Annotated in this window: 11 protein-coding genes; 3 read left to right on the top strand and 8 right to left on the bottom strand. The window is 68.6% G+C overall.

Going from position 1 to position 14,750, the window contains the following annotated elements; translation table 11 throughout:
* Position 1 precedes the first annotated feature (1 nt).
* Positions 2–871 (bottom strand): MaoC family dehydratase, encoded by an 870-nt coding sequence (locus NRB56_RS32760; protein ID WP_406603563.1) that lies wholly within the window; start codon positions 869–871, stop codon positions 2–4.
* On the bottom strand, positions 871–2,232 hold the full coding sequence (locus tag NRB56_RS32755) for a 3-oxoacyl-ACP reductase (RefSeq protein ID WP_319943871.1): 1,362 nt from the start codon (positions 2,230–2,232) through the stop codon (positions 871–873). Before NRB56_RS32755 ends, NRB56_RS32760 begins: the two co-directional genes overlap by 1 nt.
* Before the next feature lie 178 nt (positions 2,233–2,410).
* Here NRB56_RS32755 and NRB56_RS32750 point away from each other — a divergent pair, with 178 nt between their 5' ends.
* Positions 2,411–3,760 carry an acetyl-CoA C-acetyltransferase gene (locus tag NRB56_RS32750; RefSeq protein WP_319943870.1) on the top strand — a complete coding sequence of 450 codons (1,350 nt, stop codon included), beginning with the start codon at positions 2,411–2,413 and terminating at the stop codon, positions 3,758–3,760.
* An 802-nt stretch (positions 3,761–4,562) separates the two neighbouring features.
* On the opposite strand, the gene NRB56_RS32745 is transcribed toward NRB56_RS32750, so the two are convergent.
* From NRB56_RS32745 to rhaI, 3 genes are read right to left on the bottom strand one after another with little or no spacing between them, the layout of a single operon-like run.
* Positions 4,563–6,023: a rhamnulokinase gene (locus NRB56_RS32745; RefSeq protein ID WP_319943869.1), complete on the bottom strand. Its 1,461-nt coding sequence runs from the start codon at positions 6,021–6,023 to the stop codon at positions 4,563–4,565.
* A gap of 7 nt (positions 6,024–6,030) precedes the next feature.
* Positions 6,031–8,073: a bifunctional aldolase/short-chain dehydrogenase gene (locus NRB56_RS32740; protein ID WP_153348244.1), complete on the bottom strand. Its 2,043-nt coding sequence runs from the start codon at positions 8,071–8,073 to the stop codon at positions 6,031–6,033.
* Position 8,074: 1 nt separating this feature from the next.
* Entirely contained in the window at positions 8,075–9,241 is a 1,167-nt protein-coding gene (gene rhaI / locus NRB56_RS32735) for an L-rhamnose isomerase (RefSeq protein WP_153348243.1), read from the bottom strand.
* Positions 9,242–9,259: 18 nt separating this feature from the next.
* Here rhaI and NRB56_RS32730 point away from each other — a divergent pair, with 18 nt between their 5' ends.
* Positions 9,260–9,592: a hypothetical protein gene (locus NRB56_RS32730; protein ID WP_153348242.1), complete on the top strand. Its 333-nt coding sequence runs from the start codon at positions 9,260–9,262 to the stop codon at positions 9,590–9,592.
* Positions 9,593–9,964: 372 nt separating this feature from the next.
* Here the strand turns inward: NRB56_RS32730 and NRB56_RS32725 are convergent, their stop codons facing one another.
* The gene (locus NRB56_RS32725; protein ID WP_153348241.1) at positions 9,965–12,001 is read right to left on the bottom strand and encodes a bifunctional aldolase/short-chain dehydrogenase; all 2,037 of its coding nucleotides are present in this window, start codon (positions 11,999–12,001) and stop codon (positions 9,965–9,967) included.
* 405 nt (positions 12,002–12,406) lie between these two features.
* On the opposite strand from NRB56_RS32725, the gene NRB56_RS32715 reads away from it, so the two are divergent.
* Positions 12,407–13,069: a TetR/AcrR family transcriptional regulator gene (locus NRB56_RS32715; protein ID WP_194291080.1), complete on the top strand. Its 663-nt coding sequence runs from the start codon at positions 12,407–12,409 to the stop codon at positions 13,067–13,069.
* Here NRB56_RS32715 and NRB56_RS32710 read toward each other — a convergent pair.
* Together NRB56_RS32710 and NRB56_RS32705 are read right to left on the bottom strand one after the other, a co-directional pair.
* The gene (locus NRB56_RS32710) at positions 13,063–13,737 is read right to left on the bottom strand and encodes an SDR family NAD(P)-dependent oxidoreductase (RefSeq protein ID WP_153348239.1); all 675 of its coding nucleotides are present in this window, start codon (positions 13,735–13,737) and stop codon (positions 13,063–13,065) included. The two genes, NRB56_RS32715 and NRB56_RS32710, sit on opposite strands and share 7 nt — an antisense overlap.
* Positions 13,734–14,747, bottom strand: coding sequence for a zinc-dependent alcohol dehydrogenase (locus NRB56_RS32705; protein WP_319943868.1), 1,014 nt, complete (start codon positions 14,745–14,747; stop codon positions 13,734–13,736). Before NRB56_RS32705 ends, NRB56_RS32710 begins: the two co-directional genes overlap by 4 nt.
* Positions 14,748–14,750: the final 3 nt, after the last annotated feature.

The raw sequence follows: 14,750 nt of genomic DNA, 5'->3' as shown, positions 1-14,750 counted from the left end.
CTCAGCGCAGCGTAGCCGTCAGATGTGGATAACCCTTCCTCGGGTGCTTCAGCGACAGATCCCAGCCGGTCTCGGCGCGCTCGGCATAGGCGTTCACCGTGGCGGGCAACAGAATCGGCTTGCCGAACCGCACCGAATAGGTGCTCGCGGCCGCGACCCGGCCCTCGATCACGCCGAGAACGGCTGCCGCCGACCACATTCCGTGCGCGATCGCACGCGAGAACCCGAACGCCCGGGCGGTCGGCCCCGACATGTGGATCGGGTTGCGGTCCCCGGAGGCCGCGGCGTAGCGGTGGATCAGCGCCTGATCCACCTTCAGCGTGCGCAGCGGCGGCGGGGGCACCTCGTCCGGCTTCGGTTCCGGCCGTGGACCACCCGACAGCGAGGTCTTCTGCTGGTGCAGGAAGGTGGTCACCTGCCGCCACACCCGTTCGCGGCCGACGCTGATCTCACTCACCGCGTCGACCAGCAGGCCGCGCGGATGTTCCCGCAGATTCTCCACCTGCGCGCGGATGTCCAGCGGCTCGCTCACCGAGATGTCGCGGGTGCGCTCGATGACATTCTCCGAATGCACGGCACCGATCGCGGCGAACGGGAAGTCGCGCGCGACCACCAGCGACATCACCAGCGGGAAGGTCAGCACGAACGGATAGGTCAGCGGCAGCGAGTCACCGAACCGCAACCCGGTGGCATGACAGTAGGCCGCCAGATGATCCGGATCGACTCGCACGCCGGACAATTCGACGGAGCGGTCCGGGATCCCGGACTTCCGCGACGACAGCAGCGGGACCGCGCCGAGCGCCGCCTTCAGGTAGAGGCTGCCGGTCTTCGGCGGTTCCGACAGCGAGATCGTGGTGTCGCCGGAACTCATCATGCCCCGATCATGGCCTGGCCGCAGACGCGAACGACGTTGCCGCTCACCGCGTTCGAGGCCGGGCTGGCGAAGTAGGCGATGGTCTCGGCGACGTCGACGGTCTGCCCGCCCTGCAGCAGCGAGGACAGCAACCGGCCGGCCTCGCGGGTGCCGAGCGGAATCGCGGCGGTCATCGCGGTCTCGATGAAACCCGGCGCGACGGCGTTGATGGTGACGCCGTGCTCGGCCAGTTTCGGCGCCTCGGCGTTCACCATGCCGATGACGCCGGCCTTGGACGCGCCGTAGTTGGTCTGGCCGCGGTTGCCCGCGATGCCCGCGATCGACGAGACGTCGACGACCCGGCCGCCGGACTTCAGCGCGCCCTTCTCGACCAGGCCCGCCGTGATCCGGTGCGGCGCGGCCAGATTCACCTCCAGCACGGAATTCCAGCGACCCTCGTCCATGTTGGCGAGCAGCTTGTCGCGGGTGATGCCGGCGTTGTGCACGATGATGTCCAAGCCGCCGAACCGCTCGGTGGCGAATTCGGCGATGCGGTCCGCGGCGTCCGGCGCGGTGACGTCGAGCGCGAGCGCGGTGCCGCCGACCTTGTTGGCGGTCTGCGTCAGCGCCTCACCGGCGGCGGGAATGTCGGCCACGATCACGGTCGCGCCGTCGCGGGCGAAGACCTCGGCGATGGTGGCCCCGATGCCGCGCGCGGCGCCGGTGACCACGGCCACCTTGCCGGAAAGCGGCCGCTCCCAGTCGATGTCGGGCGCGGCGGAATCCTCGCGGCCGACCCGGAACACCTGGCCATCGACGAACGCCGACTTCGCCGAGAGCACGAAGCGCAGCGTGGAGGCCAGGCCCGTCGCGGCCGCCGCGGCCTCGGGGTGCAGGTAGACCAGGTTGGCGGTGGCGCCGCGCAGCAGTTCCTTGCCGACGCTGCGGGTGAAGCCCTCCAGCGCGCGCTGCGCGATCTGCGCCTCGACGCTCGCGGCCAGCTCCGGCGTGGTGCCGATGACCAGCACCCGGGCCGAGGGCGCGAGACTGCGCATGGCCGGCTGATGGAAGGTGTACAGCTGCTCCAGCTCGGCCACCGAGCCGATCGTGGTGGCGTCGAACACCAGCGCGCCGAACTTGACGCCCGGGGTCACCGAATCGACGAAAGTGTAGTCCGACAACAGGTTTCGCACCGCATCGGCGACCCGGCCCTTACCGCCGAGCAGCACCGGGCCGGGCAGCGGCGGCTCGCCCGCCCGGTAGCGGCGCAGGGTCTCCGGCTTGGGCAGCCCCAGCTTGCTCGCCAGGAACGCGCCGGGGGCCGAGTGCACGAACGATCCGTAGAGGTTGGGGGCGCCCTTGCTCTTGCTCGCTGCCACTGTTCCTACCTTTTCCTCGATTTCGCGGGGCCGATGTCGGTGGCCGGCCGGACGAAACGGCCGGTGTCGACAATGAACTTACTCCGGAGTAAGTTTAAAGTAAACCGACAGCGTGGGGGCACGGATCGCGACGACCGCCCCGAGCACGGACACTTCCGACGAGACAGTGGAGACTCGAGTGACAACCAAGGCCCGCACGGCTTCCACCAGCAAAGCCCGCACGGCGGCCGCCGGCACCGGTTCGCACACCCGGCAGACCCGGCCCGTGGCGATCCTCGGCGGCAACCGGATCCCGTTCGCCCGCTCCGACGGCAAGTACGCGCACGCCTCCAACCAGGACATGTTCACCGCGGCCCTGAACGGCCTGGTGGCCCGCTTCGGCCTGCAGGGCGAACGGCTGGGCATGGTGACCGGCGGCGCGGTGCTCAAGCGGATCGGCGAGCACGGCCTGATCCGGGAGAGCGTGCTCGGCAGCGAGTTGTCGCCGTACACCCCGGCCCACGACCTGCAACTGGCCTGCGGCACCGGATTGCAGTCCGTGGTCACGGTCGGCGACGCGATCGCGCTCGGCCGCATCGAGGCCGGCGTCGGCGGCGGCACCGACACCACCTCGGACGCGCCGATCGGCGTCAGCGAGGCGGCGCGGGACTGGATGCTCGACGCGAATCGCGCCAGGCGCAACCTCGACTACGTGAAGCTGGTCGGCCGGCTGCGGCCGAGCATGGTCGGCATCGAGATCCCCCGCAACGCCGAGCCGCGCACCGGCCTGTCGATGGGCGAGCACGCGGCCATCACGGCCAAGGAGTTCGGCATCAGCCGCGAGGCGCAGGACGAACTGGCGTACCTGTCGCACCGCAACATGGCCGCCGCCTACGATCGTGGCTTCTTCGACGACCTGGTCACCCCGTTCCTGGGCCTCACCCGGGACGACAATCTGCGCCCCGGTTCCACCCTGGAGAAGCTCGCCACCCTGAAGCCGGTGTTCGGCGTCAAGGCCGGTGACGCCACCATGACCGCGGGCAACTCCACCCCGCTCACCGACGGCGCCTCCGCGGTGCTGCTCGGCAGCGAGGAATGGGCCGCCGCGCGCAACCTGACCCCGCTGGCCTATCTGGTCGACAGCGAGGTCGCCGCGGTCGACTACGTCTGGGGGCCGGACGGCCTGCTGATGGCGCCGACGTACGCGGTGCCGCGGCTGCTGGCCCGCAACGGCCTCACGCTGCAGGATTTCGACTTCTACGAGATCCACGAGGCGTTCGCCTCGGTGGTGCTGGCGACCATGCAGGCGTGGGAGTCCGATCAGTACTGCAAGGAGCGGCTCGGCCTGGACGGCGCCCTCGGCGCGATCGACCGCAGCAAGCTCAACGTCAACGGCTCCTCGCTAGCCGCGGGCCATCCGTTCGCCGCCACCGGCGGTCGCATCGTGGCCCAGGCCGCCAAGCAACTGGCCGAGAAGGGCTCCGGACGGGCCCTGATCTCGATCTGCGCGGCGGGCGGCCAGGGCGTGGTCGCGATCGTGGAACGCTGATCGAGAAACCTTTCCGCCCGGAAACACGATAGAAAGGATGGTGGTACCCGGGTCCAGGGGCGACGGGCCCGGGTGCCGCCTCTATCGTCCCGCTGATCCAGGTGGTCCAGGTCAAAGCATGGTCGCTGTCCAGCGGGTACCGGTTTGTCCCAGCGATCCGACCTGTCTTGGCACACTCTTGGCACACTGCCTGCCGACGAAACATGGCTTCCACCGGCACAGATCCGACGCTCTGCGCCTGTTTCGGCACACTGGTCGAGAGGAATCTGCCATGATGCCGACCGGTCACGGCAGGCTACTCACTCAGAGCGGCTGTGGAAGTGTTCCTGTCTGGAGCTGTGCCGCCTTCCCTCTATCCGCCTGAAGCGTCACGCCTGAAGCGTGGTCGCAGCGGCTCATGCGGGCCACATCATGTGGCAGCGAACACGCTGCTGGGTCCGGTCCCTCGCCTACACACCCCTCACATCCCTGCCGCGTTCCATGTCGGCGCTGCCGCTGGACATTGCTTGCCCGTCGCCCGCGCGACCGGTCAATTGGCGTGCTGATGTGGAGAGATATTCAGCTCTCGGCGCTGGATCGGCCAACAGGGCGATGCACGGTGCTGAAGCTTGCCGTCGTCCGGACGCTTGCTCATCCGTATCTGGCCTCTACGAGTCGGCATTCGCACATGAGTGCCGTCGCCCCGAATGTCCATTCTCCGGAACAGGACCTTGCCCATGAACTCTTCGTCGATGCCGATGCCTACAGCCGACCCGCAGGCGGCCAGTTCACCTGACGGACAGCCGACGATACGGAGCGAATATCATCCGGTGACACGTCCATCGTCAAGTGCTCCGAATCGGTATGTTGCTTCGGCCCCACCCGGATCGCCGGAGGGTTCGTATCGGTGTGGCCGGTAGGTCGTGGCTACCAAGCGGCGGGCGGCCGACCAGTCGGGCAGGACTCCAGCGGTGATGGCCTGGCTCAGCAGGTTTCCGAGCGCGGTCGCCTCAGCGGGTCCTGCCAGGACGGGTAGTCCGCAGGCGTCGGCGGTGGCCTGGCACAGCAGCGCGTTACGGGCGCCACCGCCGACCACGTGCACCACGGTCACGGGGTGGCCGCTGGTGCGTATTGTGTCGGCGACCGCGCGCGCGTGGCCGAGGGCGAGGCTGTCGATGACGCAGCGGGCGAATTCGGCGGGCGTACCGGGTACCGGTCCGTCACAGCGCGCGGCGATCCGGGCCGGCATCGGATCCGTGGGGGTACCGGGTGCGGCGAAGGCCGGATCGTCCACATCGATGACCGCGCGCAACGGCGGCAGCTCCGCCGCGGCGGCGGCCAGCGCGGCGGCGTCCAGCCCGGGCCATTCCCGCAGGCATTCCTGCAGGATCCACAGGCCAATGACGTTGCGCAGATATCGGAATCCGGCGACACCGGTCTCGTTGGTGAAACCGGCGGTGCGGGCGGCGTCCGTGAGCAGCGGTTCAGGGCGCTCGATGCCGACCAGTGACCAGGTGCCGCAGGAGATGTAGGCGAACGAGTCACCGGTCGCGGGGACCGCGGCCACCGCGCTCGCCGTGTCGTGCGAGCCGACCCGCACGAGGCTGCCGACGTCGGCGCCCACCTCCGGCCGGACGGTGCCCACGATGCTGCCGGGATCGTGGATCGCCCCGAAAATTGTTGCGGGCAGGCCGAGTTCGGCGATCAGGGCGCGGTCCCAGTCGCGTCCGGCGAGACCGTACAGGCCAGCGGTCGAGGCATTGGTGCGTTCGCTGCCCGGCACACCGGTGAGCCAGTAGCCGAGCAGGTCCGGGATCATCAGCAACTGTCGTGCGGCACCGAGACGCTCCGGGGATTCGGCTCGGAGCTGGTGCACCGTGTTGAAGGGCTGATCGGCGATTCCGGTGCGGGCGAACAGCTCCTCCACGCCGATCGGGAGGCGGGGCAGCTGTTCGGTGCGCGGGTCCCGGTAGTGCCGGGGCAGGCCCAGCAGCGTACCGCCGGCGTCGAGCAGACCGTAATCGACTGCCCAGGTGTCGATTCCGGCGCTGTGTACCGGTCCGGCGGCGGCCAGGCCGGTACACGTCTGCTGGTAGAGGTCGCCGATGTTCCAGTAGAGGCCGTCGGGCAGGGACAGCGGGCGGTTGGGGAACCGGTGCACCTCGTGCACCGTCAGTTCCTCGGTGGTGATCCGGCCGCGCAGCACCCGGCCGCTGGATGCCCCGAGATCGACGGCGGCGAAGGTGTTCTCCCGCCGATCGTCGGCCGGTGTGATGTCGCTCACCGGCGCCTCAACGGAGGAAGGCCGCGGCGACACCGCTGTCGACAGGGATGTGCATACCGGTGGTCCGGCCGAGATCGCCTGCGGTGAGCGCGAATACCGCGCCGGCGATGTGCTCGGGCAGCACTTCCTGCTTCAACAGGGTGCGCTGGGCGTAGAACGCGCCGAGGTCCTTCTCCTCGACCCCGTACACCGCGGCGCGCTGCGCGCCCCAGCCACCGGCGAAGATGCCCGAACCTCGCACCACGCCATCGGGATTGACGCCGTTGACCCGGATACCGTGCTCACCGAGCTCGGCGGCCAGCAGCCGGACCTGATGTGCCTGATCGGCTTTCGCAGCACTGTAGGCGAGGTTGTTGGGGCCCGCGAACACCGAGTTCTTGCTGACGATGTAGACGATGTCCCCGCCGAGCCCCTGGGCGATCATGGCCCGGGCCGCTTCTCGGGCGACCAAGAACGAACCGCGCGCCATCACCGAATGCTGGATGTCCCAATCGGTTTCGGTCGTCTCCAGTAGCGGTTTGGAGATGGACAGGCCCGCGTTGTTGACCACCAGATCGACCCCGCCGAAGGCCAGGGTAGCGGCGTCAACCGCTGCCGCGACTGCTGCCGCATCGGTGACGTCGACGGTGACCGGGATCGCGGTGTCGGGGCCGCCGATCTCCGCGGCTACCCGCACGGCGGCTTCCGCGTCCCGGTCCGCGACGACTACGCAGGCGCCTTCGGCGGCCAGCCGCAGCGTGATGGCGCGGCCGATGCCGGAGCCGCCGCCGGTGACGAACGCGATCCGGGTCGCCAGCGGTTTCGGCGCGGGCATCCGGGCCAGCTTCGCCTCCTCCAGGGGCCAGTACTCGATGCGGAACTTCTCCGCCTCGTCGATCGGGGCGTACCGGGAGATCGCCTCCGCGCCGCGCATCACGTTGACGGCGTTGAGATAGAACTCGGCGGCGACGCGGGCGGTCTGCTTGTCGCGGCCGAAGCTGAACATGCCGACGCCGGGCACCAGCACGATCGCCGGGTCGGCGCCGCGCATGGCCGGGGACTCGGCGGTGGCGTGGCGGCGGTAGTAGGCCGCGTAGTCCTCCCGGTAGACCGCGTGCAGTTCGCGAGCCCTGGCGATCACCTCGTCGATCGGTGCGCCGGCGTCGGTGTCGAGCACCAGCGGGCGAACCTTGGTGCGCAGGAAATGATCCGGGCACGAGGTGCCCAGCGCGGCCAGCCGGGGATGTTCGGCGCGGGACAGGAAGTCCAGGACCCCCTCGTCGTCGGTGAAGTGCCCGATCTGCGGCTGGTCGGTGCCGGCCAGGCCCCGCAGCACCGGGGCCAGGGCGGCCGCCCGGGCGCGGCGCTGCTCCGGCGGCAGTGGCCGATACCGCTCGACGATGGCACCGAAGGGTTCGGCCCGTCCTCGCCGTTCGATGAATTGTGTTGCGGTACGGATGATGTCGAGTGAGTTGGCTTCGCATTCGGTGGAGGTGGCACCCCAGGCGGTGATACCGTGCCCGCCGAGGATGCAGCCGATGGCCGCGGGATGGTCGCGCTGGATCGCGGCGATGTCGAGGCCGAGTTGGAATCCCGGGCGCCGCCACGGCACCCATATCACCCGGTCGCCGAAGCACTCCTTGGTGAGCGCTTCGCCCTCGGCGGCGGTCGCGAGGACGATGCCCGCGTCCGGGTGTAGATGATCGACGTGCGGGGCTTCGACCAGTCCGTGCATCGCGGTGTCGATACTGGGCGCGGCGCCACCGCGGCCGTGCAGGCAGTAGTCGAACGCCGCGACCATCTCGTCCTCCCGGTCCACCCCGGGATAGACCGCGGGCAGCGCCCGCAGCCGGTCGACGCGCAGCACCGCCAACCCGGCCGCGGTGAGGGTGCCCAGATCGCCGCCGGATCCCTTGACCCACAACAACTCCACCGGACCGCCGGTGACCGGGTCGATGCCGGTGCCCTGCGCGGAGGTGTTACCGCCGGCGTAGTTGGTGTTTTGCGGATCCGCACCCAGGCGGTGGCTGCGGTCCAGCAGCGCGTGGACGGTGTCGTGCGTGTCGGTCATCTCATGCTCCCCAGCCCGCGGCGCTACCGCCGACGCGTTCTGCCACGATTTTCTCCAGATAGCCCGAGCGCCGGTAGGCGGCGATCGGATCCGGATCCAGGCCCGTCTCGATCCGCAACCGGGCCAGCAACGGCCGCACATCGGTGTTGTAGGCGTCCATCAGAATCGCGTTGGCGCCCAGCACATCTCCCTCCGACTGGGCCTGCCGCAACGCCTCCCGGTCCACCAGCAGCGCCTTCGCGGTGGCCTCCTGCACGTTGAGCACCGAGCGGATCTCCGCCTGGATCTTCGGCTCGATGTTGTGGCATTGGTCGAGCATGAACAGCACCCCGCCGTCGGGGGTGACCGCGCCGGCGCCCGCGATCTCGTGCATGATCCGGAACAGCTGGAACGGATCGGCCGCCCCGGCCATCAGGTCGTCGTCGGCGTAGAACCGCGAATTCAGGTCGAAAGCACCGAGTTTCTGCTCCCACAGCAGGAACGCCACGATGAACTCGATATTCGTATGAGCCGCATGGTGCCCGGTGTCGACCACCACCGACGCCTTGTCCCCCAGCATCCGGCAGTGCGCGTAGGCGGTCCCCCAGTCCGGGATGTCGGTGGCGTAGAACGCGGGCTCGAACAGCTTGTACTCCACCAGCATCCGCTGATCCGGCCCCAACCGCCGATACACCTCACCCAGCGCGTCGGCCAGCCGGTCCTGCCGGGCCCGCAGATCATCCTGGCCCGGATAGTTCAGCCCGTCGGCGAACCACAACTTCAGATGCGCCGAACCGGTGGCGTCCATCACGTCCACACAACTCAGCAGATGATCGATCGCCTTGCGCCGCACCCGCGGATCGGGATGACAGACACTGCCCAGCCGGTAGTCGTCGTCCTGGAAGGTGTTGGAGTTGATCACCCCGATCGAAACACCCTGCTCCGCAGCATGTTCGGCGAGCTTCCCGTAATCGTCGACCGCATCCCACGGGATGTGCAGCGACACCGTCGGCGTCACACCGGTGAACCGATGCACCTGCGCGGCATCGGCGATCTTCTCGAACGGATCCCGCGGAACACCGGCCTGCGCGAACACCTTGAACCGAGTACCCGAATTCCCGAACGCCCACGACGGCAACTCGATGCGCTGCTCCCGCAACACCGGCAACACGTCCTTCTCACCAGGCATTTCGCTCACCACCATCGTATGAAACGTTTCAGTCGAGGAAACTACCGCACCGACCTTCTGTGGTCAATCAACGATCAGAAGGTCGGCAGTGCCGATCCGGACATCACCGTGCGGTTCACTCGGGAGTTCACGTCACAGACGCCCGCGGCCAACGCATTGGTACGCTCGGCACCGATCTCGCGGTCTGCCAGTAGCCGCGAAGATCCGGAACGAGCAGCAATGCCTGGCCGCATCAAGCCGATGAGCGGGCTCGGTGCGCAGTTGATGAATGGTGTTGGTGTGCAGATTCGCAATATCGGTGCGCCGGTAGAGGATTGTGGTCGATCGGCGGGTAGTGCGGTACGCCGGTAGTGGTAGTGGTAGGGCAGACCGAGCACGCGGCCGTCGGTATCGAGGAGCCCGTAATCGACTGCTCAAGAATAGATTCCGGCCGAGTGGTTCGGTCTGGAGACGGCATGTCCTACGTCCGGTCGCTCGAACAGGCGGCCGATGTTTCGGTGCAGCCCGCCGGGTAACGGCAGTGGCAGGCCGGCGAACCGGTGTGCCTCCCGCACTGATCTCGCCGCGGCCCTCGCCCACTCCCGGCGCCCCACGTCAACGGCGTAGCTGCCGGTACGGGTTCGGCGGCGGTGGACCCGTACCGGCTCGGTAGCGTCGGTGAGGTCGGGCGCGGAATGCAGAAACACTTCCCTCTCGATCGACTGCGTGCCACGGCCCGGACGGTCAGCGCAGGAAGGCGGCGGCGACCCCGCTGTCGACGGGAACGTGCAGGCCCGTGGTCCGGGATAGCGCACCGGCGGTGAGCACAAACACCGCGTCCGCGACGTGGTCGGGCAGGACTTGTCGTTTCAGAAGCGTGCGCTGGGAGTAGAACGCGCCGAGGTCCTGCTCCTCGACGCCGTAGACCGCGGCCCGTTGCGCCCTCCAGCCGCCGGCGGGGAGCCCGGATCCGCGGACGACGCCGTCGGGATTGACGCCGTTGACCCGGATGCCGTACGTGCCGAGTTCGGTGGCCAGCAGCCGGACCTGGTGGGCCTGGTCGGCTTTGGCGGCGCTGTGGGCGAGATTGCTCGGCCCGGCGAACACGGCGTTCTTGCTGACGATGTAGACGATGTCACCGCCGAAATCCTGCGCGATCATGGCCCGTGCAACCTCACGGGAGACCAGGAACGAGCCGCGGGCCGTGACCGAGTGCTGGCGATCCCAATCGTCCTCGGTGGTGTCCAGCAACGGTTTCGAGATCGACAGCCCGGCATTGTTGACCACCAGGTCGATGCCACCGAACGCCAGCACGGTGGCATCGACGGCGGCCCGGACGGTCGCGGGGTCGGTCACGTCCACCGTGACCGGCACAGCGACATCCGTCGAACCGAGTTCGCCGGCGACCCGGGCTGCGGCCTCTGCGTCCCGGTCGGCGATCACCACGCAGGCACCCTCCGCGGCCAGGCGGGCGGCGATCGCCCGTCCGATGCCGGACCCGGCACCGGCGATCAGTGCGATTCGGGTGGCCAGCGGTTTCGGCTCCGGCATCCGGGCCAGTTTGGCCTCCTCGAGCGGCCAGTATTCGATGCGGAACTTTTCCGCCTCGTCGATGGGGGTGTACCGGGAGATCGCTTCGGCGCCGCGCATCACGCGGATCGCGTTCAGGTAGAACTCACCGGCCACGCGGGCGGTCTGCTTGTCGCGGCCGAAGCTGAACATTCCGATCCCGGGCACCAGTACGATCGCGGGGTCCGCACCCCGCATGGCGGGGGAATCCGGGGTGGCGTGGCGGTAGTAATAGGCGGCGTAATCCTCTCGATAGGCGAAATGCAGTTCACGCAGCCGTAGCACGACCTCGTCCAGTGGTGCGTCGGCGGCGGTGTCGAGTACCAGGGGCCGAATCTTGGTGCGCAGGAAGTGATCCGGGCAGGAGGTCCCCAGCGTGGCCAGCCGGGGATGTTCGGCGTGGGCGAGGAAGTCCAGCACCGGATCGCTGTCGTCGAAGTGGCCGACCTGGCGCCGATCGGTCGAGGCCAGACCCCGGATCACCGGCGCGAGTTGGGCGGCGCGGCGGCGCCGTTGCTCGGCAGGCAGCGCGGTGTAACGATCCACGGCCGGTCCGAAGGGTTCGGGACGGCCGTTGGCCTCGATGAATTCCGTTGCGGTGCGGATGATCTCGAGCGAGTTGGCCTCGCATTCGGCGGAGCTGTCCCCCCATGCGGTGATGCCGTGACCGCCGAGAATGCAACCGATGGCCTCGGGGTTCTCCCGGCGGATCGCGGCGATGTTCAGGCCCAGCTGGAATCCCGGGCGCCGCCACGGCACCCACACCACCCGCGCGCCGAAGCACTGTTCGGTGAGTTTCTCGCCATCGGCCGAGGTGGCCAGCGCGATTCCGGAATCCGGATGCAGATGGTCGACGTGGGCGGCCTCGACCAGGCCGTGCATCGCGGTATCGATACTGGGTGCCGCGCCACCGCGGCCGTGCAGGCAGTAGTCGAACGCAGCGACCATCTCGTCCTCGCGGTCCACGCCAGGGTAGACCTCGGCCAGCGCCCTCAGCCGGTCGCGGCGCAGCACCGCCAGGCCCGCCTCGGTGAGGGTGCCCAGGTCGCCGCCGGATCCCTTGACCCACAACAGTTCCACCGATTCACCGGTGACCGGGTCGATACCGGTGCCCTCGGCGGAGGTGTTACCGCCGGCGTAGTTGGTGTTGCGCGGGTCCGCGCCGAGCCGGTTGCTGCGCGCGATCAATTCGCGCACGGTGTCGTCGGTCATCTCATGCTCCCCGGCCGGCTGCGGTCCCGCCGATACGTTCGTCGATCATTATGTGCAGATATTCGGAGCCCCGGAACGGGGGATGTGCAGCAACACCACCAAAGCCACCCCGGTATACCCGGTGCACCCGGGCGGCATCAGCGACCTTCCCGAACGAATCTCGCGGCACACCCGGCTGCGCGAACACCTCGAACCGAGTCCCCGAACTACCGAAAGCCCAGGGCGGCAGCTCTGTTCGCCGGCGCCGCAGCGCCTCTCGGACCGGCGTGCCGGACTTGACCATGACCACAACTCCTTGTGCGATGTTTGTCCATAGCGGACAGGACAATTTCGTGACGAACAGCGATGAATGCCGCCGGGCGAGACCGAGCGCCGGACGTCATTGCTTTTCGGGACAATAGGGTGGTGACGGAAGGCAACCCACGAAGTGACGGCGACCCCGCCGCTCCCCCGGTGCGCCGGGGCAGCCGCGGCAAGTATGCGAAATCGGCGGAACGACGGCGTGCCATCGTGCTCGCCGCGATTGAGGTGTTCTCCAAGTCCGGATTCCGGGACGGCTCGCTGCGAGATGTCGCGGAAAAAGTCGGAATCACCCACCCGGGGATTCGGCATCACTTTCCCACCAAGAGCGACCTGCTCCAAGCCGTGCTGCGCTGGCGGGAAGACGAAGCGCTGGCCAAGGCCAACCGCGTCCGACTGGATGGAATCGACGTCGTCCACGCGTGGATCGCGGCGGTAGCAGACAACGTCCAGAATCCGACGTTGATCGAGCTGGAATTCGCGCTCGCCGGCGAGGCATCGTCCGCCGGTCATCCGGCGCACGGACACTTCGCGCGGCTGTACACGAAAAGCGAGGAGATCCTCCACCGTGCCTTCGCCGTCATGCGGGACCGAGGCCAGCTGCGCGACGGAACCGAACCCGCTCTCGCCGCAAGGGCGATGCTCGCCTGCACGCAGGGCGTGCAAGCACTGTGGCTGCGTGATCGCCGGATCGATATCGCGGAGGTCTTGCAGGCTCAGCTCACCGTTCTGCTCCGCGACCCGCTGGCGTCGAAACCGGTTCAATAGCCGGCCCGCCCGCCTGAGATGTCGTACACCGCACCGGTGGAGAAGCTGACCGCATCGGAGACGAGCCAGGCGATCAGCTCGGCGACCTCCTCGGGTCGCCCCATGCGCTGCATCGGGATGAGTCCCGTGAGGTGAGCCAGCACCTCCGGCGCGGTCGCCGCATTCATCGGCGACGCGATGACCGCCGGCGCGATCGCGTTGATCAGCACGCCGGACTTCGCGAGTTCCTTGCCCGCGGATTTCGTCAGCGCGATGACCGCAGCCTTCGAGGCCGAGTACACGGACAGATTCGGATTGCCCTCCTTGCCTGCGATGCTGGCAAGATTGACGACCCGCCCCCACCCGCGATCGACCATGCCCGGGACGAACGAACGCATCATCGCCACGGTGCCGATCACATTGACCTCGAATGTGCGACGCCAATCGTCAGCGGTGGTGTGCATCAGGGGAACGTTCGGCCCGACGACGCCCGCCGAGTTCACCAGGATGTCCACCGGCCCGACACGATCGACGAGTTCGGCTATCGCGGATTCGTCGGTGACGTCGACCGTCTCGTCGGCGCTGGGCGTGAGGTCGACGGTCACCACCCGGATATCCACGGCACGCAGCCGAGCGGCGGCCGCCGCGCCGAGCCCGCTCGCGCCTCCGCTCACGATCGCGGTTCTCATCGTCGGCTCCCCGGTGCGACATCGATCACCGTCTTGGGACCGGACCCCACACCCGGTATCGGACGACCGGCGAGGATGTCGGTCGCCGCCTCCATCGGCACGATCGACGATACGAGCGGTCCGGGGTCGACAGTCCCGTTCGCGAATGCGTCGATCGCCGGGCGCAGTCCGGCTGAACCGCCGAGGATTCCCGCGAGCGTGACGTCCTTGAGGGCGACGTCGCGCGTGTCGATCGTGCTGGGCAGGCCGGCGAGCCCCACCAGCGCGACCCGCCGCCCGGGTTCGATGAGGTCGACCGCGAGTCGGGGAAAGTGCGCGGCGCTCGAGGCGTCGACGACGCCGTGCCACGGGAGTTCGGGCAATGTGTCGGTGGTCCACACGCCGTCGAATCCCAGGGTCCGCGCGAATCGCAGCGAGCGGCCCTCGCGGCCGGCCATGTGGACCTCGACGCCCGCAGCGCGGGCGAACATCGCGCACAGCAGTCCGATCGTGCCAGGACCGAGGATCAACAGCCGTTCGCCCGCGACGACACCGCCCGCGTCGAAAGCACGCCACGCGTTGCCGGCGGGTTCGATCATCGCGGCCCGGACGTCGTCGATCGAGTCGGGGACGGCGTACAGCGCGCCGGCCGGGAGGGCCAGTCGTTCCGCGAGAGCGCCCGGCCATCCACCGCGTACACCGACCTCGTACCGAGTGCGGCAGACATGCGCACGACCCGAGGTACAGCGCACACATTGACCACATCCGAGCATCGTGTCGCCGGTCACCCGGCGGCCGACCCACGACGGGTCCACCTCAGCGCCTGCGTCCACGACCCGTCCGGCCCATTCGTGCCCGATGATCAGCGGATAGCGGGCGTTACCATCGTGCAGATACGCCATCGAACCGTCGAACAGCTCGATGTCGGTGCCGCAGACACCGACCTTCGAGATCTCAACGACGACTCCGTCGGGCCTCGGCTGCGGGGCGGGGACCTCGGTGACACTCCCGGTGCCGGGTCCGGTGATCACGTA

Origin of the sequence: Nocardia aurantia (genome assembly GCF_009604425.1) — a bacterium.
Lineage (GTDB): Bacteria > Actinomycetota > Actinomycetes > Mycobacteriales > Mycobacteriaceae > Nocardia > Nocardia aurantia.
The sequence above is the reverse complement of the archived record's forward strand: the minus strand, read 5'-3'. Positions and strand labels throughout refer to the sequence as shown.